Genomic DNA, 23,420 nt, shown 5'->3' with positions numbered 1-23,420 from the left:
CGGAAAACGGTGAGAGAGGGGCGGCGCGGCTCGCCGGCGCGCCGCCCCGGCCGGTCTACTTCACCCGGGTCCGCGGATCGGTGGCCTGGACGTCGAAGACCCGGCCGAGGGAGACGAGGGCCTCGTCGAGGTGGCTGAGGCTGGAGAGGACGGCCCGGGTTTCGGCCTGCTCGACGCGGTCGGAGACCGGGGTGCCGTCGTCGCGCACGAGCGTGCCGGGTGTGGGGCCACCCGGCGCGTCGAGTGCTTTGCGCAGCACGTCGATGTTGGCCAGCAGCCGGCCGGTGAACAGGCGCAGGCGGTCGGCGTCGGGGCCGGCGAGCATCCCGGGCTGGGCGCGGGCGGCGACGTGGCGGGCCCGGAAGGCGATGGTCTCCAGCGTGGTGAGCACGTGCCAGCCGTAGTCGCGCCGCGCACTGCGCAGGTTCACCGGGTGGGTCAGCGGCTCGATGGTGGTGCGGACCTGTTCGACGGCGCGGTCGAGGTCGCGGGAGAGCTCGATGACGTTGACGTTCTCCTCGCCGGCGAGGAGGTCCCGGGTGTGCTCGAGGAACTCCTCGAGCTCGTCGAGCACGGCGGTGATGTCGTCGAGCATGACCGAGCGGGTGCGGACCGGGACGATGACGACCGCGGCGAGGATGCCGGCCGCGGCGCCCACCGCCGTCTCGGCCACCCGGATCCAGAGCACCTCGACGCTGAACGTGCCGAGCATGCTGTAGAGCAGCCCGAGCATGCTGGTGATGAAGAAGGCCATCACCACCTGGGACACGCGGGCGGTGTAGACCATCCCGAACACGCACACCAGGATCAGCGCGAGCGTCGCCGGGGTGTTGCCGGAGACCAGCAACGAGAGCAGAACACCGCCGAGGATGCCGATCAGGGTGCCGCCGAGGCGGCGGACGCCCTTGACGAAGGTGGCGCCGGCGCTGGAGGCGCCGATGAACACGACGAACACCGTGAGCACCGCCCAGTACCAGCGCTGGTGGGAGACCAGCTCGCCGCCGAGCACGGCGAGCCCGCCGCCGACGACGGCCTGGATGGCGCTGCGCGTGCGGTTGTCGTAGGCGAACGCCGGCGTCGGCTCCTCGTCGTCCTCCTCGACGGAATCCACTGTGGACTCGGGCGCGGCGGCGCGCTGGGCGCGGTCGTCGGCCAGCGCCAGCTCGGCCAGTGCCTTGCGGACGCCGTCGCCGGGCGTGGCGTGGGAGTCGATGCGGCTGCCTTCGACGAGCATCCGGCTGTACTCGCCGGTCTGGCTGATCAGCGGGAGCTCACGCGGGTCGCGTTCCATCAGGGCGCGGAAGCGGGCCAGCCGGGCGATGAGGTCGTCACGGACCTCGGTGGTCAGCTCGTCGGAGCAGGTGCGCTGGACGGTGCTGGCCAGCCACTGCACGGCGAGCTCGACTTCGATGGCGCGGCGGCGCAGCCGGTCGGCGGCACGGGCGTCGACGACGTCGGGTGCGGCGTCCTCGATCAGCAGGACGCACTCGTGGAGCCGGCTGAGCGCCGAGCGCAGCTGCTTGCGGGTGCGCTCGCTGCCGTTGACGGCGAGGTAGGCCTCGGTGGCGCGCACGACCGCGCCGAGCCGGGCGCGGAAGGCCCGGCGCACGCGCAGGAACTCGGCCTCGGCGTTGTGCCGCAGCAGGACGAACCGGACCACGGCGTTGGCCAGCACCCCCACCGTGAGCGCCACCAGCAGCTGCGGCACCTGGGCCAGGTGGGCCTGCAGGAACATCGGGAAGAAGAACAGGAAGAAGCCGATCGAGCCGAGCGCGGTGCCGCGGGCGCCGAAGCGCTGGGCGTAGACCGCCACGAAGATCAGCAGCACGAACACGACGCTGTCCAGTGGCGGCAACGCGGACCCGAGGCTCGCGACGGTGATCGACGCCGCCCCGGTCAGCAACGCCAGCACCAGCGTCCCGGCCTGCCCGCCGGGGGTGGGGTCGTTGACGGTGAACGCGGTCATCATCGCGGCGACGGCGCCGACCAGCATGACCGTCAGCGGCAGGTGCGCGGGCAGCAGCGCGGCCACGGCCAGGATGATGCCGAGGACGGCGGAGCCGGCCAGCCGCAGCCGGACCAGCCCGGGGTCGGCCGCCGCCAGCCGGTCGAGGGCGGCGGTGCGGAAGTGGTTCATCGGGCGAGCAGCTCCCACTGGGCGAGGGTGGCGCGACGGCCGCGGGTCGCGGTGACCCGCAGCCGGTACCGCGAGTGTGCCGCCGGGGTGGCGAGCACGAAGGGCCGGGTCTGCCGGCGCCAGCGGAACAGCTCGTCCCGCCGTTCGTCCAAGGTGGTCCACGCTTCGCCGTCGTCGGAGCCTTCGAGGACCCATGCGCTCGGGTCGCCGCGGTGGGCGCCGGAGGTGAGCGTGTACATCGTGACGTCGCGGGGTTCGCCGGTGACGGTGAACTCGATCGACGGCGTGGCGGTCCTGAAGGTGACCTGGGTGCGGGTGGTGTCGTCGAACAGCGCGTCGACGCTCTTCGCGGCTTCGCTGGTGGCGGTGCCGGCGAGGTCGGAGAGGGGGGCCGGGGTTTCGGCGGGTGGCGGCGGGGCGCCCCACTCGGTGGGTTCGGTGGTGAGGTCGAAGACGAGCTCGGCGCCGCGGGCGAGCGTGGCGTGGGAGATCGTGGTGGCCTCGTGCGGTGCGCCGTCGACGGTGAGGCCGCGGACGTAGACGGTCTCGTCGGTGTTGCCGGGGGCGCTGATGACGAGCTTCCGGCCCTCGCCCAGGTGCACGGTCGCCTTTTCGAACAGCGGTGACCCGATCGCGTAGCGCGGGCTGCCGACGGCCAGCGGGTAGAACCCCAGCGCGCTGAACACCCACCACGCGGACATCTCGCCGTTGTCCTCGTCGCCGGGGTAGCCCTGGCCGAGGTCGCTGCCGAGGTAGAGCCGCCGCAGCACCTCCCGCACCACGCGCTGGGCCTTCGCGGGCGCGCCGGCGAGGTTGTAGACGTAGGGGATGTGGTGGGAGGGCTGGTTGGAGTGGCCGTACTGGCCCATGCGGACGTCGCGGGCTTCGGTCATCTCGTGGATCAGCCCGCCGTAGGCCCCGGGGCGGCGGCCGGTCTCCGGGGTCGCGAAGAACTCGTCGAGCTTGGCCTCGAGGCCGGCGTGGCCGCCGTGCAGGGCGGCGAGGCCGGGCCCGTCGTGGGGTGCGGTGAAGGCGGTGTTCCAGGCGTTGGTCTCGACGAAGTCGCCACCCCACGCGGCCGGGTCGTAGCCCTCGGGACCGAACTTGCGGCGCCCGTCGCGGTGGCGGCCCTGGAAGAAGCCGATCTTCGGGTCGAAGTGGTGCACGTAGTGCTTCGCGCGTTCCCGGAAGTAGGCGGCGTACTCGCCGTACATCCGCGCCCGCGACCCGGCACTTTCACGTGAAAGTGCGGCCGAGAAGTTGGCGAGGCCGAAGTCGTTGACGCAGCCTTCCAGCGTCCACGACAGTCCTTCGTGGACCGACGCGGGGGTGTAGCCGAGGAAGATCGACTCCTCGAGGCCCTTGCGTCCGACCGAGCGGTGCGGCGGGGTGACGGTGGCGTTCTTCAGCGCGGCGTCGTAGGCGGCCTCGACGTCGAAGTCGCGGACGCCCTTGAGGTAGGCGTCGGCGAACGCGACGTCGGAGCTGGTGCCGGTCATCAGGTCCGCGTACCCCGGCGACGACCACCGGGAGATCCAGCCGCCCTCGCGGTACTGCTGCACGAACCCGTCGATCATCCGGCCGCAGTGTTCCGGGGTGAACAGGGCGTACGCGGGCCAGGTGGTGCGGTAGGTGTCCCAGAAGCCGTTGTTGACGTACAGCTCGCCGTCGACCACCTTCGCCCCGGTGCGGCGGCGGGTGCTCGGCCACCGCCGCCGGACCACCGGGCTGGCGTGCCGGATCCCGTCCGGGGTGTTCTCGTGCGCGGCGTTCGGGTACAGGAACAGCCGGTAGAGGTTCGAGTAGAGCGTGGTCCGCTGGTCTTCGGTGGCGCCTTCCACCTCGATCCGGCCGAGCTGCTCCTGCCACAGCTCCCGCGCCTGGTCCCGGACCTGCTCGAACGTCGTCCCGGCCGGGATCTCCAGCTCCAGGTTGCGCTTGGCCTGAGCCAGGCTGATCAGCGACGTCGCGATCCGCAGTGTCGCGTCGGGACCGTCGAACTCGAAGTACCCCGCGACGCGCCGCCACGGCGGCCGGCGGACCTTCGCCCCGCGGGTGGCCGGCGCGTCGGTGACGCCGTAGACGAACATGCGGCGCGCGCCCGCCGACAGCCGGCTGCGGACCCGGGTGTAGCCGCTGATCTCACCGGTGTCGGCGTTGATCCGCAGCCGGCCGCGGTTGCGGACGTTGTCGAACAGCAGCCAGCCGTGCTTGGCCGGGAAGGTGAACCGCATGATCGCCGCGTGCGACGTCGGCGCGAGGTCGGCGGTCATGCCGTTGGCGAACCGGACCCCGTAGTGGTGCGGCGAGCCGGTCTCGTCGTCGTGGGAGAAAGCGAGGGCGCGCTTGCGGCGGTGCGGCTCGACCGGGCCGGTGCCGGGCATGACGTGGAAGGTGTGGCGGTCGCCCATCCACGGGCTCGGCTGGTGGCTCAGGGCGATGGCCTGCAGCGCCGGGCGGTTCTGCGCGTCGTTGTGGCGGTGGTAGGAGTAGATCCAGTTGGTCACGCCGGCGTCGGTGACCGGGGTCCAGAAGTTGAACCCGTGCGGCACCGCCGTGGCCGGGAAGTTGTTGCCCCGGGAGAACTCGCCGCTGGAGTGCGTGCCGCGGGTCGTGCGGACGCAGTCGACCGGGTCGCGTACCGGCTCGGGGCGCTCGGCGACGCGGACGTCGTCGACCCACCCGGCGATCGCCCCGGGCGCGTCGGTGCGCAGCACGAGCCGGGCGATCCGGCGCCCGGCGAACGCCCCCAGCCGGCGGCGCACGAGGTTCCACTGGTCCACCCACAGCGTCTTGTCGTCGACCGGCGCGAACCCGGCCGACGTGCCGTCGGCGAACTCGACGTCGAGGCTGACCCGCGTCGCGTGGTAGGCCGGGACCTCGCCGTCGGCCTCCGGGAAGACCACATAGGACAGCTCGGTGTCCCCGGTGACGGGTGCGTCGAGTTCGAACAGGACACTGCGCGGCCGCTCGGTGTAGCGCAGCGCCTTGACACCGGTGAAGCCGACGCCCGCCTTGGCCGCGGGGGCGCGGTCCGGTCCGCTGCCCACCCGCAGCGCGGGATCCACCGGCTGCGGGTCACCGGTTTCGAAGGAGGAGAAGAACACGCCGTCGGACATGCGCCCACCGTAAACGGCCGAACGGCGTAGCGTGGGCTCGACGCGGGGGAGGTGCCCGGTTTTGAGCACGCACACCGTCCGGCACGAGGGTGCCGAACTGCGCTACGAACTGCGCGGCGAAGGCCCGCTGCTGGTGCTGATCGCCGGCCGCGGCGGCGACGGCGCCCGCTACACCCGCCTCGCCGAACGGCTCGCCGGCAGCCACGCGGTGCTCACCTACGACCGGCAACGCCGCGCCACCGGCTTCGACATGGGCCAGCAGGCCCGCGACACCGCGGCGATCATCCACGCCGCCCGCCCCCGCGCACCCCGCGCCGCGGTGTTCGGCCAGGGCGGCGGCGGCTCGGTGGCGTTCGAGCTGGCCGCCCACCTGCCGGACCTGGTCACCGAGCTGGTCGTGCACGAAGCGCCGACGATCACGCTCCTGCCGGACGCGCCGAAGTGGCTCTCGCACGCCCGCGAAGTCCACGCCACCCACGCCCGCCGCGGCACCGCGGCGGCACTGGCCCTGACCGACATCGACCCGGCCGACTTCGCCGACCAGGCCGAGGCCGACGCGTTCCTGGCCCGCGAGTTCCTGGCGATGGCGCTCTACACCCCGGACCTGGACGCGGTCCGCCGCAGCGGCATCCCGGTGGTCACGGCGGCGGGCGAGAAGAGCCGCGACACGTGCCACGACCAGGCGGCGCGGGTCCAGGCCGAGCACCTGGCCTGCCGCTACACCCGCTTCCCCGGCGGCCACCACGGCTTCGAGTCCGATGTGGACGCCTTCGCGCCCGCCCTCGCCACGACACTGGCCGAACTCCGCCGCCCCTGACCGACCCGCCAGGTACGCGAGCCGACCGCCCAGGCACGCCAACCGACCCCCCGAGCACGCCTACCGGCCTTCCGAGCACGCCAACCGACCGGAGCGGCTCAGCTCGGGCGGCCGCCGAACTGCCAACGGTGGACCTCGACCCCGGCATACCGCCCCGGCGCCAGGACGCCCCGCGCGGCGTCGGCGTCCGGCGCCCGCAGCAGCACCGCCGTCCCCAGCCACGCCGCACCGTCGTCCGACAGCAGTGGCCCGCACGCGATCAGCTCGTCGTGCGCGCCCTCGACCTCGACCGGCGAGCCCGACCCGAACCCGAGGACCAGGTACCGGTCACCGCCGGTCCGCCCACCCGGGAAGTCCCACATCGTGCGGCCCAGCGTGTTGTGCCAGCGGCGCAGCAGCACGTCCCGGTACGCGCCGGCCTGGTAGCCGGGCTCCTCGAACGCGAACGCCCGCGCCGCCGCCACGTCCGGCAGGTCCAGCACGTGCACACTGCCCGTCGGGACGTCGCCGTCGAACGTCGGGCCGCGCGCGATCATGCCCGGGAACCGGTCCATGTAGGACCAGTGCGCTTCGAGCAGCTCCTGGCGCAGGGCAGCCGAACCCGGCCGGTCCCGGTGGTAGCAGAAGAACTCCATGACGCGAGGATGCCCTCCCCGCCGGGCCGGCGGGGAGGGCATCCACTGAACTACGGGACTAGATCTTCGCACACTGCCCCGCGGCCGGGCCGCGGACGGTGTTCGGCAGGTCGTAATCCGTCGGCGCCGGCGAGTTCGCCGCACACGCCAGCGGGCCGCCGACCGTGCTCGAGGTCAGCACCGGCCCGTGGTTGCCGGTCAGCGCGACCGGGCCGCCGACGTTCGTCAGCTCGATCGACACCGTGCCGGTCGTCCCGGTGATCGCCACCGGACCGCCGACCTTCGTGCGGTTCAGCACGACCTGGCCCGCGCCGGTCGCCGCGAGTGGTCCGTTGATCGAACCGCCGCGGACGACCAGCGACGCGCCGCCGGACACCGTCACCGGACCCGACACCGTCGCGTCCTGCAGGCACACCGTGCCCGACGAGACCGACAGCGGCCCCTTGCGCTCACCCGTGATCGTCTGGGTGCAGGAGGCGTCCGGCTTGCCCAGCAGCTCGAACTCGGCCAGCTGCGCCGGGGCGCCGGTGCTGGTCGCGGTCACTTCGAGCTTGTAGTAGGCGTAGTGCGCCGGGTTGGCCACCTTGAACGCGCGGGTCTGCTGCCGCCAGCTGAACGCCTGGTTCGTCTGCTGGTCGGCCACCGCCCAGGTCTTGCCGTCGTAGGAACCCTTCAGCGTCCAGCTCTTCGGGTCACCCGCACCGGTCTGGGACGTCAGCGTGTAGTGCGTGACGGCCTCGTCGGTGTTGTTGAGCTGGTACTGCAGGGCGCCGGTGACGGCGGCCTGGGTGCGCGAGGTGTTGTCGAGCAGCGCGGCGGCGTTGGAGCCGTCCGAAGTGGACAGCGTGCCCTTGCCCGCGCCGGTCTCGTCGTGCAGCGGTGTCGCCACCGCGTCACCCGTGGTGATCGACTTCGGCGCGTCGTTCGGGCCGGTGCCCCAGTTCGAGGGGTTCGGGCCCATGTCGAAGTCGATGACCCCGCCGCGAGCGATGGTGTCCTGCGGCAGCGACGTCGAGGAGTACGCCTTGCCGTTGACCTTCACGCCCTGGACGTAGACGTTCTTCGCGCTGTTCTTCGGCGCGTTGATCACGAGGTTCTTGCCGCCGGCCAGGTGGATCGTGGCCTTCTTGAACAGCGGCGACCCGATCGCGTAGTTCGGGCTGCCCATCTGCAGCGGGTAGAAGCCCAGCGCGCTGAAGATGTACCACGCGGACATCTCGCCGTTGTCCTCGTCGCCCGCGTAACCCTGGCCGATCTCGGCGCCGTTGTAGAGCCGCGAGAGCGCCTCACGGACCTTCGCCTGGGTCTTCGAGGGCTGACCCGCGTAGTCGTACATGTAGAGCAGGTGGTGCGCCGGCTGGTTGGAGTGGCCGTACTGGCCCATCCGCACGTCCCGCGCCTCCCGCATCTCGTGGATCACGCCCCCGTAGGAACCCGGGAAGTTGGCGGTCTCCTGGTCGGCGAAGAACTGGTCCAGCTTGTTCGCCAGGCCCGCCTGACCGCCGTAGAGGTTGGCCAGGCCCTTGCCGTCCTGCGGCACGGTGAACGCCATGCCCCAGCCGTCGGTCTCGGTGTAGTCCCCGCCCCACGAGCGCGGGTCGTACTGGTCCTTGGTCTTGGTGAACTTGCCGTTCGCGTCCTTGCCCTGGAAGAACCCGACGCTCGGGTCGAACAGGTTCACGTACTGCTGGGCGCGGCTGGTGAAGTACTCGTAGTTCTCCTGGTACTCCGCCTTGCGCGGGTCGTTCGGCGCGGCTTCGTCGGCCAGCTTCTTCGACAGGTTCGCGATGCCGAAGTCGTTGACGTAGCCCTCGATCGCCCACGAGAAGCCCTCGCTGGCGGTGTTGGGCGTGTAGCCGAGGAAGATGCCCTGGTCCAGGCCCTTGCGCCCGACCGCCGAGTTCGGCGGGGTGACCGTGGCGTTCTTGACCGCCGCGTCGTAAGCCGACTTCACGTCGAAATTGCGGACGCCCTTGAGGTAGGCGTCGGCGAACGCGACGTCGGAGCTCGTGCCGGTCATCAGGTCCGCGTAGCCGGGGGAGGACCAGCGCGCGATCCAGCCGCCGTCGCGGTACTGCTGCACGAACCCGTCGACCATCTTCCCGGCCACGTCCGGCGTCAGCAGCGAGTACGCCGGCCACGTCGTCCGGTAGGTGTCCCAGAATCCGTTGTTGACGTACATCTGGCCGTCGACCACCTTCGACCCGGTCTGGGTCGCGGTGTCCGTGCCGGTCTTGGGCGAGACGGGGCTCGCGTACTTGTACGCGGGCTTGTCGGCGGTGCCGGTGTTCTCCGCCTGGGTGTTCGGGTAGAGGAACAGCCGGTAGAGGTTCGAGTAGAGCGTCGTGAGCTGGTCCTTCGACGCGCCCTCGACCTCGATCACCTTGAGCTGGTCGTCCCACGCCTTCTGCGCCGCGTCACGCACGGTGTCGAACGTCGCGGCGGGGGCGATCTCCATGGCGAGGTTCTTCTTCGCCTGCTCGACGCTGATCAGCGACGTCGCGATCCGCATGTTCACCGTCTTGTCGGCGCCGGCGTTGAACCGCAGGTAGCCGGTGACGTTGTCGCGGCCCTGCCCGGTGAGCTTGCCGCCCGCGGTGACCGGCTTGTCGAACGTCGCGTAGACGAACATCCGGCCCGCACCCGCGTACACGTTGGTCTCGGTGTAGCCCGAGAGCGTGCCGGTGGCGGGGTCGAGGGTGAGCCCGGCGGAGTTGTTGACGCTGTCGAAGATCAGGCTCGAGTCCGCGCCCGGGAAGGTGAACTTCATCATCGCCGCGTGGTCGGTCGGCGTGATCTCCGTCTTGATCCCGTTCTGGAACTGCACACCGTAGTAGTGCGCCCGCGCGACCTCGTCGCTGTGCTTGAACGCCAGCGCCCGCTTGTCGCGGTTGGCGTCCGGCACCCCGGCGGCCGCGGACGGCATCACCTGGAACGCCTGCCGGTCACCCATCCACGGGCTCGGCTCGTGGCTCACGCTGAACGCCTGCAGCTGCGGGAGGTTCTGCGCGTTGTTCTGGGTGCTGTAGTTGTAGAGCCAGCTGCCCGAGCCGGCGTCGGTGACCGGGGTCCAGAAGTTGAACCCGTGCGGCACCGCCGTCGCCGGGAAGTTGTTGCCCCGGGAGAACGTGCTGTTGGCCATCGTGCCCCGCGTCGTGACCACGTTGTCACTCGGGCGGATGCTCGCGGGCGGCGTCGGGGTCGCCGACACCTTCACGTCGTCGAGCCAGCCCTGCAGCGAGCCCGGGCCGTTCGGGTTGTCGTAGCCGACCAGGATGCGGTCGATCGTCTTGCCCTTGGCGACCTGCCCGATCGCCGAGCGCACCAGGTTCCACTGGTTGGCGTAGAGCACCTTCGAGGCGCCCTGGCCCTCCGGGGTCAGCGGGAAGCCGTACTGGTCGGTCGCGCCGAGGTTGCGCAGGTAGGTGCCGTCGGTGAAGGCCAGGTCGATCGCGACGTTCGTGCTCGGGTACTTCAGGTCGCCGGTGATGAACTGCGGCTGCACCTTGTACGAAAGCTCGGTCGAGGCGACGACCGGGACGTCGACGTCGAAGATCTTGTTGTAGGACCAGCCGTGGCCGGTCGCGGTCTGGCTGCCCGAGTAGCGGAACGCCTTCAGGCCGGTGAAGCCGACCCGGTTCTTGTTCGTGTAACCGCTGGTCGGGCCGGAGTCGACGAAGCTGCGCATGTTCGGCAGCGGCGGCGGCGCCGGGTCGTCGTTGGCCAGCAGCAGCTCCGAGAGCTGCAGGATCGGGCCGCCGTTGTTGCGCGTGACGTCGAGCCGGTAGTACTTGAACGCCGCGCTCGGGGCGGCCAGCTTGTAGTCCTTCTGCTGGAACCGCGCGGTGAAGGCCTGGTCGGTCTGCTTGTCCAGGTCCGTCCACGCGCTCGCGTCGTTGGAGCCCTGCAGCGTCCAGTCCTTGGGGTCGCGCTCGTCGAAGTCGTTGGCCGAGGAGAGCGCGTAGTGCGTGATCGACGTCGGCTCGGACAGCGTGACCTGAGCCGACGCCGTCGGGTCCCAGGACAGCCACTTCGTGTCGGTGGTGCCGTCGAAGAGGTTCGACACCACTTCGCCGCCGTCGGTGTTCTCGCTGGTTGCGCTACTTTCGGTGACCTTGCCGCGGATGTCACCGGGGATGGCGGTGCCGTTCGCGCCGTTGACGCCGAACGCGCGCGGCTTGCCCGCCGCGTCGGTGTCGACCGCATCGGTCCAGGTCGGCTGGACGTCACCGGCCTCGAAGGAGGAGGAGAAGTCGGCGGGCAGGGCTTCGTCTTCGGCGGCGGCCGAGGCCGCGGGGAGGGCGACCAGGCCGGCGGCGACCACAGCGGCGGTCACCAAGAGAGCAACCGGCGGTCTGGCGCTTCGGGGCATCGTTGCTCCAAGCTCTGGAGGGTGAACGGGGACCGACGGCAGGGGGACCGGCGGCGCCCAGAGAGCGAAACGCGCGGGTGACATCGATGTCAAGACCGGTCGGCAAACCTGGCCAGAACTGGACAACCGAGGGGAACTCCGAACCGATGCGACCATTCCGGATCTTCGCCGCCTTGGCCACACTCCTGCTCGCCACCACCGGATCCGCGCCGGCGGAGGCCGCTCCCGCCGGATCCGCCGTCCGGCCGGTCACCACCTGCGCCGACCTGGTCCGCGGGTTCACCCTCCCGGGCGCCGCCACCCACGTCACCGCGGCCACCGTCGTCACCGGCGACGGCCCCGAGTACTGCGGCGTCCAGGGCTACGTCGAGCCCGCCGTCCGCTTCGAGCTGCGCCTGCCCACCAAGACCTACGCCGGGCGCTACCTGCAGTACGGCTGCGGTGCCTACTGCGGCGTGCTCACCCCGCCCGCCTTCGCCGACTGCGGCCTGCCCCACGGCGGCGACGTCGCGGTGGCCGCCACCGACGACGGCCACATCGGCCGCACCCCCGCCGTCGTCGACGACGGCAGCTGGGGCGAACACGACCAAGCCGCCCGCAACGACTTCGAATTCCGCGCCCCGCACGTCGTCTCGCGCGCCTCGAAGGCGATCATCCAGGCGTTCTACGGCGCCCCACCCCGCAAGTCCTACTTCACCGGCTGCTCCGACGGCGGCCGCGAAGGCCTCCTGCTCGCCCAGCGCTACCCGGCCGACTTCGACGGCGTCGTCGCCGGCGCCCCCGCGGGCTACTGGGGACCGCTGCTCGGCGTCTACCAGACCTGGCTCGCGCGGGTGAACGCCGGCGCCGACGGCAGCCCCGTCCTCACCGCCGCGAAACTGTCCGCCCTGCACAACGCCGTCGTCGCCGCCTGCGACCGCCTCGACGGCCTCGCCGACGGCCAGCTCGACGACCCGCGTGCCTGCCACTTCGACCCCGCGACGCTGACCTGCGCCGGCCCCGACACCCCGGCCTGCCTCACCCCCGCGCAGGTGGGCGTGGTCCGCAAGCTCTACGCGCCACCCACCGACGCCCGCGGCACCCTGCTCTACCCGGGCGGCCAGCAACCCGGCTCCGAACTGGCCTGGGCCGGCTGGATCGTCCCGACGCCGGAGACCGGCGGCGTCTCCTTCGCCCGCAGCCTCGCCGACAACTACCTGCGTTACCTCGGCTACCCGATCGACGCCCCGGCGGCGAAGGTCGACGACTTCGCCTTCACCCGCGGCGAGTTCGACCGGCTCACCCCGGTCGGCGCCCGCTACAACGCGCTGAGCCTCGACCTCTCGGCGTTCCAGCGCCGCGGCGGCAAGCTCGTGCTCTGGCACGGCTTCGCCGACCAGGCCATCCCCCCGGCCGGCACTCTCGACTACTACCAGCGCCTCACCCACGGCCGCCCGCAGGACTTCGCGCGGCTGTTCATGGTCCCGTCGCTCAAGCACTGCGGCGGCGGCACGACGCTCACCGAGTTCGACCCGCTGCGCGAACTGGTCGCCTGGGTCGAACGCGGCACCACCCCCACCGCGGTGACCGCCACCGGCCGTGACGGGGCCGGGAACGTCACCCGCACCCGGCCGGTGTTCACCTACCCGCAGCGCGCGGTCTACGACGGCACCGGCAGCATCGACGACGCCGCCAACTTCCGCCCGGCGCCGCCGAAGTCAGCACCGCACGACGTCGTCGACTGGGCCGGCGACGGGCTCTACGTGCTCTCGGGGCCGGTCGCGCGGTAAAAGCGGTCACGCGGCTCCGGGGTCGTCGCTAAGGTCACGATCATGACGACACCGGAGCCCGCCGACCGCACCCTGTCCCGCGCCTCCCTCGCCGACGGCGACCCCACCCGGTGGTTCGACCAGCTCTACACCGCCGCCGAGCAGGGCGACGCCGTCGTGCCGTGGACGCGCGGCGAACCCAACGCCGACCTGGTCGCGTGGGCCGGCGCCCACCCCGGCGACGGCCGCCGCGCGCTGGTCGTCGGCAGTGCCCACGGCGACGACCCGGAGCTGCTGGCCGGGGCCGGCTGGGCGGTGACGGCGTTCGACGTCGCCCCGACCGCGGTCACCGCCGCCCGCGCCCGCTTCCCGGAGTCCACAGTGGACTACGTGGTCGCCGACCTGCTGAAGCCGCCAGGGGAGTGGCGCCACGCCTTCGACCTGGTCGTGGAGATCATCAACATCCAGGCCATGCCCCGCGACTTCCGCACCACGGCGATCGCGTCGGTGGCGGGGTTCCTCGCCCCGGGCGGCACCTTGCTCGTCTCCGAAGTCGCCGAGGAGAGCACCGATGTCGCGACGTGGCAGGGCCCGCCGTGGCCGTTCAGCCGCGCCGAGATCGAGTTGGTCGCCCAGGACGGCGTCACGGTGACGAGCCTGGAGACCATCCGCGACGGCAGCCGCTACTGGGCGACCTTCACCCGCTGACCCGCGCGGTACCGGCCGGGCGTGGTGCCCAGGACCGCACGGAACGCCGCGATGAACTGGCTCGGGTTGGACCAGCCGCAGGCGTGCGCGACGTGGCTGGTGTCGTGGCCTTCGGCCAGCAGCATCAGCGCGTGGCAGAGGCGTAGCTGGGTGCGCCACTCGTAGAAGGTCATGCCCAGCTCGTCGTGGAAGAGCCGGCTCAGCGTCCGCGCGCCGGCGCCGATCGCCTGGCCGAGCCCGGCCAGCGGGGTCGTGTCGCCCGGGTTGTCGTAGAGCACCCGGGCGAGCGCCCGCAGCCGGTCGTCGCGCGGTTCGGGCAGGTGCAGCGGCTGCTCGCGGGCGTCACTCAGCTGGTCGACGAGGACCCGGCGCAGCCGCGCGCTCGCGGCCTTCCCGGGCTCGTCGGGACCGGTCAGGGCGAGCAGCACCTCCCGGGCGAGGCCGGAGGCGACGAACACCGCCGGGTGCGCCGGGACGAGCCGGGCCAGCGACGGCGGCAGGAACACGATCCGCATGTCGGTGTCGCCGTGCGCGCGGTGCCGGTGGGGGCACCCGGCGGGCGTCCAGGCGACCCGGTTCGCCGGCACGATCGAGGTACCCCGTTCGGTGTGCACGGACAGCACCCCACGAGCGGCGTACACGAGGTGTCCCCGCTCGTGGGCATCCGTCGGGCTCGTGCCACCCGAGGGCCACAGGTGGGCGCCGCCGGTCGGCCACAGCCTCGACGTCGGCTCGGATTGGCGGCCGATGGGCATAACCTGGCATGTTACCGGTGGTCGGCCCGCCACCGGCCCGGTGAGAGTGGACGCATGAGCAAGACGATGCGAGCGGCGGTCTGCGTCCGGGCCGGCGGCCCCGAAGTGCTGGAGATCCGCGAACTGCCGGTGCCGGCGGTCCGCGACGGCTGGAGCCTGGTCCGGGTGCGGGGCGCGGGCCTGAACCGCTCGGAACTGCGGACCCGGCAAGGACATTCCCCGAGCGTGCGGTTCCCGCGCGTGCTCGGCATCGAGTGCGTGGGCACGGTCGAGGCCTCGGGAGACGTGCCGGAAGGCACCACCGTGGCGGCGGTGATGGGGGAGATGGGCCGCGCCTTCGACGGCGGGTATGCCGAGTACGCGCTGCTGCCGAGCCCGCTGCTGATGCCGATCACCACCACCCTGGCCTGGGAGACGCTGGCCGCGCTGCCCGAGACGTACCTGACCGCGCAAGGCGCCCTCGACACGCTGGGCATCACCCCGGGCGGCCGGCTGCTGATCCGCGGCGGGACGTCGTCGGTGGGCCTGGCCGCGGCGTCGATCGCCGCCGGGCACGGCCTCGACGTCACCGCCACCACCCGAAACCCGGCCAAGCACGGGGCCCTCACGGCGGCCGGAGTCCACCACGTCGTCCCCGACGGCACACCGGACTACGTGCTGGACCTGGTCGGCGCCGACACCGTCGTCGACTCCCTGCGCCAGGTCCGCCCCGGCGGCACGGTGTGCGTGGCGGGCTCCTTGAGCGGCTGGCTCATCCCCGGCTTCGAGCCGATCGCGAACATCCCGTCCGGCACCAAGCTGACGGCCTTCCACAGCGACACCCTCAAGGGCAGCGCGGGAAACGCCGTGCTGCAGCGGGTAGTCCGCGAAGTCGAGGCCGGCGTGTACCGGCCCAACGTCGACCGGGTCTTCCGCCTCGAAGACATCGCCGAGGCCCACCAGTACATGGAGGACGACCGGGCGGCCGGGAAACTCGTCGTGCGCTTCGACTAGCGGTTAGTCCAGTAGAGGACCCCGGGCACCACGACCAGCAGCGCCGCCACGAGCCAGTAACGGCCCGCCTTGAGCTGTGGTGCCCGGAAAGCGAACAGCGCGTTCAGGCCGAACACGACCAGCCCGGCGAACACCATCGAGACCAGGCCGAGGCCGATCGCGAAACCCGCGCCGTCGTCGACCACGGTGGGATCGGCCGTGCCCCACCCGAGCTCCCACCCGAGGACCTGCGCCCCCAGCATCGCGAACGCGACCGGGTAGGCGCACGGGATGGCCAGCAGCAGGTTGAGCGGGACGCCGATCAGCCACACCTGATGTGGGCGAAGTCGACGACGGGGCACCGGCTCGACGTTCCTCAACACTCCGCCAGGAACCGGGACAGCACCCGGGTCCCGAAGTGCAAACCCTCCACCGGCACCCGCTCGTCCACCCCGTGCGCCATCGCCCGGTACGGGAACCCCTTCGGGAGCCACAGCGGCGCGAACCCGTAGTTGTCGATCCCCAGCTGCGCGAACGCCTTGGCGTCCGTCCCGCCCCCGAGGCAATACGGCACGACGACCGCTTCCGGATCCTCCGCCCGCAGCGCCGCGGCCATCGAAGCGAACCACGGCGAGTCCACCGGGGCCTGCACCGGCGGCTGGTGCGCGACGAACTCGCGCGTCACGCCCTCGCCGAGCAGCTCGTCCAGCGCCGCGAACAGCTCGTCTTCGGTGCCCGGCAGCACCCGCACGTCCACCTGCGCGGTCGCCGTCGAGGGGATCACGTTCACCTTGTACCCCGCGTCGAGCATCGTCGGGGTGGTGCTGGTGCGGATCGTCGGCAGCACCAGCGAACCGGCCAGGCCCAGCGCCGCCACCATCGCGTCCACATCGGACAGGTCCACCGGCACGCCCAGCGCCTCGCCGGTCCGCTCCAGGAACGCCCGCACCGCCGGGGTCAGCGTCACCGGCCAGCGATGCGCGGCAATCCGGTGCAACGCGCCCACCAACCGGGTGACGGCGTTCTCCTCGTTCGGGCGAGACCCGTGCCCGGCCCGGCCGCGGGCGGTCAGCCGCAGGTGGGCCGTGCCGCGTTCGGCCGTGCCGACCGGGTACAGGTGCACGTTCCGGCCGTCGGCCGCCGGGACGTGGTAGGTGTAGCCACCGGACTCGCTGATCGCCGCGACACACCCTTCGAACAGCTCGGGGTGCTCGGCCACCAGCCAGTGCGCGCCCCACTCGCCGCGGTCCTCCTCGTCCGCCACGAACGCCAGCACCAGCTCGCGCCGCGGTCGCAGGCCGCCGGCCAGCGCGGCCAGCACCATCGCCACGAAGTCCTTCATGTCCGTCGCGCCGCGGCCCCACAGGCAGCCGTCGCGGACCTCGCCGGCGAACGGGTCCACCGACCAGTCCGCCGCGTCCGCGGGCACGACGTCGAGGTGCCCCTGCACCAGCAGCGCCGGTAGCGACGGGTCGGTTCCCGGCACGCGCGCGATCACGCTGGCCCGCCCGGGCGCCGCCTCCAGGATCCGCGACGGGATGCCGAGGCCGTCCAGGAACGCGGCGACGTACTCCGCCGCCGGGCGCTCCGGACGGGCGTCGTTGCCGCCGCGGTTGGTCGTGTCGAACCGGATCAGGTCCGCGCATAGCTCGACGACGTCAGCCATAGATGCCCTGCACCGCCCCCGCCGCGATCGCCGTGACGACCTTGAAACACTTCATCGCCTCGGTCATGTTCGGCGCGTCGAACCCGACTCGGCGGGTGCCGATCTGCTCGACCGTCGGGATCACCGCCGTGGCCTGCGCGAGGTGGCTCGCGTCGAACTCCACCTCGATCCGGTGCGTCCCGACCTGGCGTTCCTCCCGCCCGGCCCGCGCCATCGAGTCCGCCGCCGCGCCGGTGAGCAGCTCCGCCGTGCGGGCCGGGGGCAGGCAGATCGCCGCGTACCGGCTCACGCACTCCTTCACCTGGACCAGCTCCGCCTCCGGGGAGTAGTCGCGGGCGTCGTCACACGTTTTGTCGTCACCCGAAACGAGCAACACCGGTACGCCGTACTCCGCGGCCATCGCCGCGTTGAGCCGGCCCTCGCTCGCCGGGACGTCGTCCAGCCACACCCCGGTGATCTGGTTCTCCAGGTAGGTGTGGGAAAGCACCCCGTCGAACCCGGCGCCGGCGTGGTAGCCGAGGAACACCACACCGTCCACACCGGAGTCGACACCCTGCATCATCGACAGCGGCTTGTGGCGCCCCGTGAGCATCCGCGCCCGCGGGTCGAGGTCCTCCAGCAGCAGGTTCCGCTGCGAGGAGTGCGCCTCGTTCACCAGCACGTCGCTCGCCCCGGCCTCGCACAGCCCGGCCAGCACCGCGTTGACGTCACCGGTGAACAGCCGCCTGAAGCGGTCCCACTGCGGCGAACCGGGCACGACGTCGTCGGTCCAGGTGACGCCGGTGGCGCCCTCCATGTCCGCCGAGACCATGATGCGCATGCCCGGCACTCTAACCAGCCCGCCCGCGCCCTCGCGATCACGGTGCGTCATCGAACTCGATCGATACTCTGCCGCTGGTTACCAACCCGACCACAGCCACGGCCGGATGGCTTTCGTAGCTGTGGCACGCACCGCGCGAGGGCCGGCCTACTTTTGGCCGGGTTAGTAACGATCGGACACCTGCCGAGGTGGCGACATATTGCGCGGTTGTCGGGGTATGTGGTTACTTCTCGTCCTTGGGGAGGCTCACAGCGAGAACGATGGGGTGGTTTTTGGTGCATTTCCAACGCAGAGTCGGCCGCGTGGGCGCGGTGCTGGCCGCCGCGGCGCTGGCGGCGATCCCGCTCGCCCTGCCGGCGCAGGCCCAGGCCCAGCAGGGGAAGGTCCTGCGGGTCGCGCTGACCACCGGCATCGACCACCTGAACCCGTTCACCGCCGTGCTCGCCGCCTCGACCCAGATCGGGCGGTTCACCTTCGAGTTCCTGACCGTCCCGAACGCCGAGAAGGCCGAGGCCTCGCCCGCGCTGGCCGAATCCTGGACGCCGTCGGCCGACAAGCTGACCTGGACGTTCAAGATCCGCAGCGGCGTCAAGTGGAGCGACGGGCAGCCGGTGACCGCCAAGGACGCGGCGTTCACCTTCAACCGCATGCTCAGCGACGAGAACGCCCGCACCGCCAACGGCAACTACGTGGGCAACTTCGAGACGGTCACCGCACCCGACGACACCACCCTCGTCATCAAGACCAAGACCGTGCAGGTCAACATGAACCTGCTCGACGTGCCGATCGTGCCCCAGCACATCTGGGAGGGGGTCACCGACCTCAAGGCCGCCTCGACCGACGAGATCAAGGTCGCCGGCGTCGGCGACGGCCCGTTCCAGGTGACCGAGTTCAAGCCGAACGAGTACGTCAAGCTCAAGGCCAACAAGGACTACTGGCGCGGCGCCCCGAAGATCGACGAACTGCAGCTGCTGCAGTTCAAGGACACCGAAGCCGCCGTCAACGCGCTCAAGCAGGGCGAAGTCGACGTCATCAACCGGCTCAACCCCAACCAGTTCGCCGCGCTGCAGGGCCAGGAGGGCATCACCACCAACGCCGCCCCCGGCCGCCGCTACGACGAGCTCTCGCTCAACTTCGGCGTCACCGACAGCTCGAACAACCCCATCGGTGACGGCAACCCGGTCCTCAAGGACATCAACGTCCGCAAGGCGATCACCCAGGCCGTGGACACCCAGGCGCTGGTGGACAAGGTGCTCAAGGGCCTCGGCCAGGTCGGCGGCGGCGTCGTGCCCCCGATCTACAGCGCCTACCACTGGGACCCCAGCGACACCGAGAAGGTCAAGTTCGACCTCGCCGCCGCCAACACCACCCTCGAGCAGGCCGGCTACAAGAAGGGCCCGGACGGCGTCCGCACCGCCCCCGGCGGCGCGAAGCTGGAGCTGCGCCTGACCGGGCACTCCAACCGCAGCTACGACCAGGGCGTCGCCCAGTACGTCAGCGGCTGGCTCAAGGACATCGGCATCACTGTCAAGCAGGACCTCGTCTCCGACGACGAGCTGTCCGACCGCACCGCCACCGGCAAGTACGACCTCGCCATCGGCGGCTACGGCACCAACCCCGACCCGGACTACGCGCTCTCGCTGCACACCTGCGCCGCGCGTCCCTCCGCCGACGGCAAGGGCGGCAGCACCGACACCTTCTTCTGCGACGCCGCCTACGACGACCTCTACAAGAAGCAGCTGACCGAGACCGACGACGCGAAGCGCGCGGACTACGTCAAGCAGGCCCAGGCCCGGCTCTACAGCCAGTTCCCGACGATCGTGCTGGACTACCAGAACGCGCTCGAGGCCTACCGCTCCGACAAGTTCTCCGCCTTCACCACCCAGCCGCAGCCCAAGGGCGCGATCCTCGAGCAGACCGGCTACTGGGGCGTCTACGGCGCCACCCCGGCCGGCTCCGAGGCGAGCGCCGACTCCGGCGACAGCGGCGGAACCGTCGTGTGGATCGTCGTCGGCGCGATCGTCCTGGTGATCATCATCGGCGGCGTCGTGATCATCAGCCGCCGCAACAAGACCTCCGAGGACCGCGAGTAAAGCATGACCGCCCCCGAACAAGCCGCGGTGCTCGTCGACCCCGACGAGCACCGCGGCGGGACCGGCACCGCCCGGTTCGTCCTCAAGAAGGTCATCGAAGGACTCATCAGCATCGTCCTGGTGATCGTGCTGTTCTTCTTCCTCTTCCGGATGCTGCCGGGCGACCCGGTCGCGGCGATGACCCGCGACCGCGCCACCAGCCCCCAGCAGATCGCCGAGCTGCGCGAGAAGATGGGCGTCGACAAGCCCATCTTCGTCCAGTTCGGCCAGTACTTCTGGAACCTGCTGCACGGCGACCTCGGCGAGTCCCGGCTGCTCAACAACGGCCGCCCGGTCGCCGACATGATCGCCGAGCGGCTCTGGCCGACCATCCTGCTCGTCGGCAGCGCCACCGTGCTCGCCGTCGTCATCGGCCTGTGGCTGGGCATCCGCGCCGCCTGGCGCCGCGACAGCTTCTTCGACCGCGCCCAGACCGGGATCGCGCTGACCCTCTGGTCGGTCCCGCAGTTCTGGCTCGGCCTGATGCTGCTCGTGCTGACCAACGGCCTGTTCCCCAGCCGCGGCATGCACTCCCCGGACGCCGCGCCCGACGTGCTCTCCCAGACCCTCGACGTGCTGCACCACCTGGTGCTGCCGTGCGTGACGCTGCTGGCCGTGTTCTACGCCCAGTACATGCTGATCATGCGCTCGTCGCTGCTGGGGGAGATGAACGCCGACTACCTCACCACCGCCCGCGCCAAGGGCCTGCGCGACGACCTCGTCCGCCGCCGCCACGCCGTCCCCAACGCCCTGCTCCCGACCACCACGCTGGTGTTCATGCAGTTCGGCCAGGTCGTCGCCGGCGCGGTCACCGTCGAAGCCGTCTTCAGCTGGCCCGGGCTCGGGCAGCTGACCTACGACGCGCTCCACGGCCCCGACCTGCCGGTGCTGCAAGGCGTGTTCACCGTGCTGGCGAGCGCGGTGGTGCTGATGAACCTGCTCGCGGAACTGCTCTACCGCGTGCTCGACCCGAGGGTGCGTACCTCATGACCACCGCCGAGACACCGCGGCAGATCGCGTGGGCGCGGCGGCGCGCGTCGCTCGCCCGGACCTGGCAGGAGTTCGCCGCCCAGCGCGCCGCGCTCGTCGGGCTCGTCCTGCTCGGCGCCACCGTGCTCGTCGCGCTGCTGCTCCCGCTGATCAGCGACCAAAGCGGCCTCGACGTCACCAAGGCCACCGGCCAGCCGCTCTCGCCACCCAACGGCGACTTCTGGCTCGGCACCGACAACTTCGGCCGCTCGGTGCTGCTCATGACCATCTGGGGCAGCCGGATCTCCCTGCTCGTCGGGTTCTCCGCCGCGCTGCTGTCGGTCGTCATCGGCACGCTCATCGGCATCACCGCCGCGCACTTCGGCGGCTGGGTGTCGGCGACGCTGCTGCGCTTCACCGACTTCTTCCTGGTCCTGCCGTCGCTGATCCTCGCGATCGCGCTCTCGGCCGTGCTGCCCAAGGGCGTCGGCACGATCATCATCGCGATCGGGTTCACCGCCTGGCCCAGCACCGCGCGGCTGGTCCGCGCGCAGACGCTGACCATCGAAAGCCGGCCCTACATCGAGCGGTCCCACGCCCTCGGCGGCGGGCACCTGCACATCGTCGGCAAGCACGTCCTGCCCGGCGTGATGCCCCTGGTCCTGGCCAACACGACGCTCGTGGTCGGCAACGCCGTCATCGCCGACGCCACCTTGTCGTTCCTCGGCGTCGGCGACCCCAACTCCGTCACCTGGGGCCTGGTGCTGGAGAGCGCGCTCAACAACGGCGCCATCAGCCGCGGCGCCTGGTGGAACGTGCTGCCGCCGGGCATCGCGATCGTCCTCGTCGTCCTCTTCTTCACCCTGGTCGGCCGGGGCCTGGAGACCGTGTTCAACCCGAGGTTGAAGAAGTGACCACCCCGCTGCTACAGCTGAAGAACCTCGCCGTCACCTACGAGACCGGCGGCGAGGACGTCCCCGCGGTGCGTGGCGTCGACCTGAGCCTCGACCCCGGCGGCACCCTCGGCGTCGCCGGCGAGTCGGGCTCGGGCAAGTCCACCGTCGCGATGAGCGTGCTGCGCCTGCTGCCGCGCACGGCGAAGACCACCGGCGAGATCGTCCTCGACGGCGAAGACGTCACCGCCATGAAGTGGGGCCGCCTGCGCGCGGTCCGCTGGGCCGAGGCGTCGGTGGTGTTCCAGGGCGCCATGCACGCGCTCAACCCGGTCCGCAGGATCGGCGAGCAGATCGCCGAGCCGCTGCGGCTGCACCCGCCCGCCGGGAAGCCCCTCACCGACGCCGCCGTCGACGCCCGCGTCGCCGAGCTGCTCGCCCAGGTCGACCTGCCCGCGAGCCGGGCCGGCGCCTACCCCCACGAGCTGTCCGGCGGGCAGAAGCAGCGCGTCATGATCGCCATGGCCCTGGCCTGCTCACCCCGGCTGATCATCGCCGACGAGCCCACCACCGCGCTGGACGTCATCGTCCAGGCCCAGGTCCTCGACCTGCTCTCCCGGCTGGTCGCCGAACAGGACATCGGCCTGATCATGATCAGCCACGACCTGTCCGTGCTCGCCTCGACCTGCGAGCGCATCGCCGTGATGTACGACGGGAAGATCGTCGAAGAAGGCCCCAGCGCCGAGGTCATGGGCGCGCCTCGCCACGAGCACACGAGAGCGCTCGCGGCGGCGTTCCCGACCGTCGGCGACCCCGTGTCGCGCTTCGCGCCCGCGACCAGCACCCCGCTGCCGCCCGAGCCTGCGGACCGGGTCGTGGGGGAGCCGCTGCTGGCCGCGGAGAACCTGCGCGTGTCCTTCCGCGACCGCACCGGCAAGCGGATCAACGCCGTCGCCGGCGTCGACCTCACCGTGTCGCGCGACGAGATCGTCGCCCTGGTCGGCCAGTCCGGCTCCGGCAAGACGACGCTGGCCCGCACACTGCTCGGCCTGCAGAAACCCGACTCCGGCGTGGTCCGCTACGACGGCAAGCCGGTGCCGGCCTCCGGCGCGGGCCTCAAGGCCTACCGCCGTCAGGTCCAGCTGGTGCTCCAAGACCCGACGAGTGCGTTGAACCCGGCCCACACGGTGTACGAAGCCGTCGCCGAGGGGCCCCGGATCCACAAGCTGGCCGACGAGCGCGCGGTCGTCCACCGCGCCCTGGAGGCCGCGGAGCTGCGGCCGGCGGAGAAGTACGCCGACCGGCTGCCGCACCAGCTCTCCGGCGGCCAGCGCCAGCGCGTCGTCATCGCCGGGGCGCTGGCCCTGGAGCCGTCGGTGGTGGTGGCCGACGAGCCGGTCGCGTCGCTGGACGCCTCCGTGCGCGGGGAGATCCTCGGGCTCCTGCTGCGCCTGCGGCGTGAGCTGGGCCTCGCCGCGCTGGTGATCACCCACGACCTGGGCCTGGCCTGGAACATCGCCGACCGCGTCGCCGTGATGTACCGCGGCGAGCTCGTCGAAACCGGGACGGTGGAACAGGTCCTACTCGACCCGCGGCACGACTACACGAAGTCCCTGCTGGCCGCCCTGCCCGGCGGCACCGCCCAGCGTCGCACGGTCGAAACCTGATACTGCGGAA

General features: G+C 71.5%; 16 protein-coding genes. 8 read left to right on the top strand and 8 right to left on the bottom strand.

Annotated elements, in window-relative coordinates:
* Positions 1-55 precede the first annotated feature (55 nt).
* The gene (locus tag M8542_RS06015) at positions 56-2,137 is read right to left on the bottom strand and encodes an FUSC family protein (RefSeq protein WP_257918989.1); all 2,082 of its coding nucleotides are present in this window, start codon (positions 2,135-2,137) and stop codon (positions 56-58) included.
* Positions 2,134-5,256 (bottom strand): GH92 family glycosyl hydrolase, encoded by a 3,123-nt coding sequence (locus tag M8542_RS06010; RefSeq protein WP_257918988.1) that lies wholly within the window; start codon positions 5,254-5,256, stop codon positions 2,134-2,136. The genes M8542_RS06015 and M8542_RS06010 overlap by 4 nt, the downstream gene beginning before the upstream one ends.
* 61 nt (positions 5,257-5,317) lie before the next feature.
* On the opposite strand from M8542_RS06010, the gene M8542_RS06005 reads away from it, so the two are divergent.
* On the top strand, positions 5,318-6,073 hold the full coding sequence (locus tag M8542_RS06005) for an alpha/beta fold hydrolase (RefSeq protein WP_257918987.1): 756 nt from the start codon (positions 5,318-5,320) through the stop codon (positions 6,071-6,073).
* Positions 6,074-6,171: 98 nt separating this feature from the next.
* Here the strand turns inward: M8542_RS06005 and M8542_RS06000 are convergent, their stop codons facing one another.
* A complete protein-coding gene (locus M8542_RS06000; RefSeq protein ID WP_257918986.1) occupies positions 6,172-6,708 on the bottom strand; it encodes a YciI family protein in 537 nt (178 codons plus the stop codon).
* A gap of 58 nt (positions 6,709-6,766) precedes the next feature.
* Complete coding sequence (locus M8542_RS05995; protein ID WP_257918985.1) at positions 6,767-11,080, bottom strand: GH92 family glycosyl hydrolase; 4,314 nt, start codon at positions 11,078-11,080, stop codon at positions 6,767-6,769.
* A gap of 146 nt (positions 11,081-11,226) precedes the next feature.
* Here M8542_RS05995 and M8542_RS05990 point away from each other — a divergent pair, with 146 nt between their 5' ends.
* Positions 11,227-12,849 (top strand): tannase/feruloyl esterase family alpha/beta hydrolase, encoded by a 1,623-nt coding sequence (locus M8542_RS05990; RefSeq protein WP_257918984.1) that lies wholly within the window; start codon positions 11,227-11,229, stop codon positions 12,847-12,849.
* Between the two features lie 42 nt (positions 12,850-12,891).
* Positions 12,892-13,536, top strand: a complete 645-nt coding sequence (locus M8542_RS05985) for a class I SAM-dependent methyltransferase (RefSeq protein ID WP_257918983.1) — start codon at positions 12,892-12,894, stop codon at positions 13,534-13,536.
* On the opposite strand, the gene M8542_RS05980 is transcribed toward M8542_RS05985, so the two are convergent.
* A complete protein-coding gene (locus M8542_RS05980) occupies positions 13,512-14,291 on the bottom strand; it encodes an AraC family transcriptional regulator (protein WP_257918982.1) in 780 nt (259 codons plus the stop codon). The two genes, M8542_RS05985 and M8542_RS05980, sit on opposite strands and share 25 nt — an antisense overlap.
* A 54-nt stretch (positions 14,292-14,345) precedes the next feature.
* Here M8542_RS05980 and M8542_RS05975 point away from each other — a divergent pair, with 54 nt between their 5' ends.
* Positions 14,346-15,284: a zinc-binding dehydrogenase gene (locus M8542_RS05975; protein WP_257918981.1), complete on the top strand. Its 939-nt coding sequence runs from the start codon at positions 14,346-14,348 to the stop codon at positions 15,282-15,284.
* Here M8542_RS05975 and M8542_RS05970 read toward each other — a convergent pair.
* Genes M8542_RS05970 through M8542_RS05960 form a run of 3 tightly spaced genes read right to left on the bottom strand, consistent with a single transcriptional unit; the run spans position 15,281 to position 17,749 of the window.
* Positions 15,281-15,625, bottom strand: coding sequence for a hypothetical protein (locus M8542_RS05970; RefSeq protein WP_257918980.1), 345 nt, complete (start codon positions 15,623-15,625; stop codon positions 15,281-15,283). The two genes, M8542_RS05975 and M8542_RS05970, sit on opposite strands and share 4 nt — an antisense overlap.
* Positions 15,626-15,639: 14 nt before the next feature.
* Positions 15,640-16,929 carry a M20/M25/M40 family metallo-hydrolase gene (locus M8542_RS05965; RefSeq protein WP_257918979.1) on the bottom strand — a complete coding sequence of 430 codons (1,290 nt, stop codon included), beginning with the start codon at positions 16,927-16,929 and terminating at the stop codon, positions 15,640-15,642.
* The gene (locus M8542_RS05960) at positions 16,922-17,749 is read right to left on the bottom strand and encodes a M55 family metallopeptidase (protein ID WP_257918978.1); all 828 of its coding nucleotides are present in this window, start codon (positions 17,747-17,749) and stop codon (positions 16,922-16,924) included. The genes M8542_RS05965 and M8542_RS05960 overlap by 8 nt, the downstream gene beginning before the upstream one ends.
* A 260-nt stretch (positions 17,750-18,009) precedes the next feature.
* On the opposite strand from M8542_RS05960, the gene M8542_RS05955 reads away from it, so the two are divergent.
* The 4 genes from M8542_RS05955 to nikE are packed head-to-tail and all read left to right on the top strand — an operon-like array spanning position 18,010 to position 23,410.
* Positions 18,010-19,842, top strand: a complete 1,833-nt coding sequence (locus M8542_RS05955) for an ABC transporter substrate-binding protein (RefSeq protein ID WP_257918977.1) — start codon at positions 18,010-18,012, stop codon at positions 19,840-19,842.
* Positions 19,843-19,845: 3 nt separating this feature from the next.
* Positions 19,846-20,871 carry an ABC transporter permease gene (locus M8542_RS05950; RefSeq protein WP_257918976.1) on the top strand — a complete coding sequence of 342 codons (1,026 nt, stop codon included), beginning with the start codon at positions 19,846-19,848 and terminating at the stop codon, positions 20,869-20,871.
* Entirely contained in the window at positions 20,868-21,764 is an 897-nt protein-coding gene (locus tag M8542_RS05945) for an ABC transporter permease (protein WP_257918975.1), read from the top strand. Before M8542_RS05950 ends, M8542_RS05945 begins: the two co-directional genes overlap by 4 nt.
* A complete protein-coding gene (nikE, locus tag M8542_RS05940; RefSeq protein WP_257918974.1) occupies positions 21,761-23,410 on the top strand; it encodes a nickel ABC transporter ATP-binding protein NikE in 1,650 nt (549 codons plus the stop codon). Before M8542_RS05945 ends, nikE begins: the two co-directional genes overlap by 4 nt.
* Positions 23,411-23,420 lie beyond the last annotated feature (10 nt).

Source organism: Amycolatopsis iheyensis (assembly GCF_024703995.1).
Lineage (GTDB): Bacteria > Actinomycetota > Actinomycetes > Mycobacteriales > Pseudonocardiaceae > Amycolatopsis > Amycolatopsis iheyensis.
Note: the sequence above shows the minus strand (reverse complement) of the source record. Positions and strands in the feature narration are given on the sequence as shown.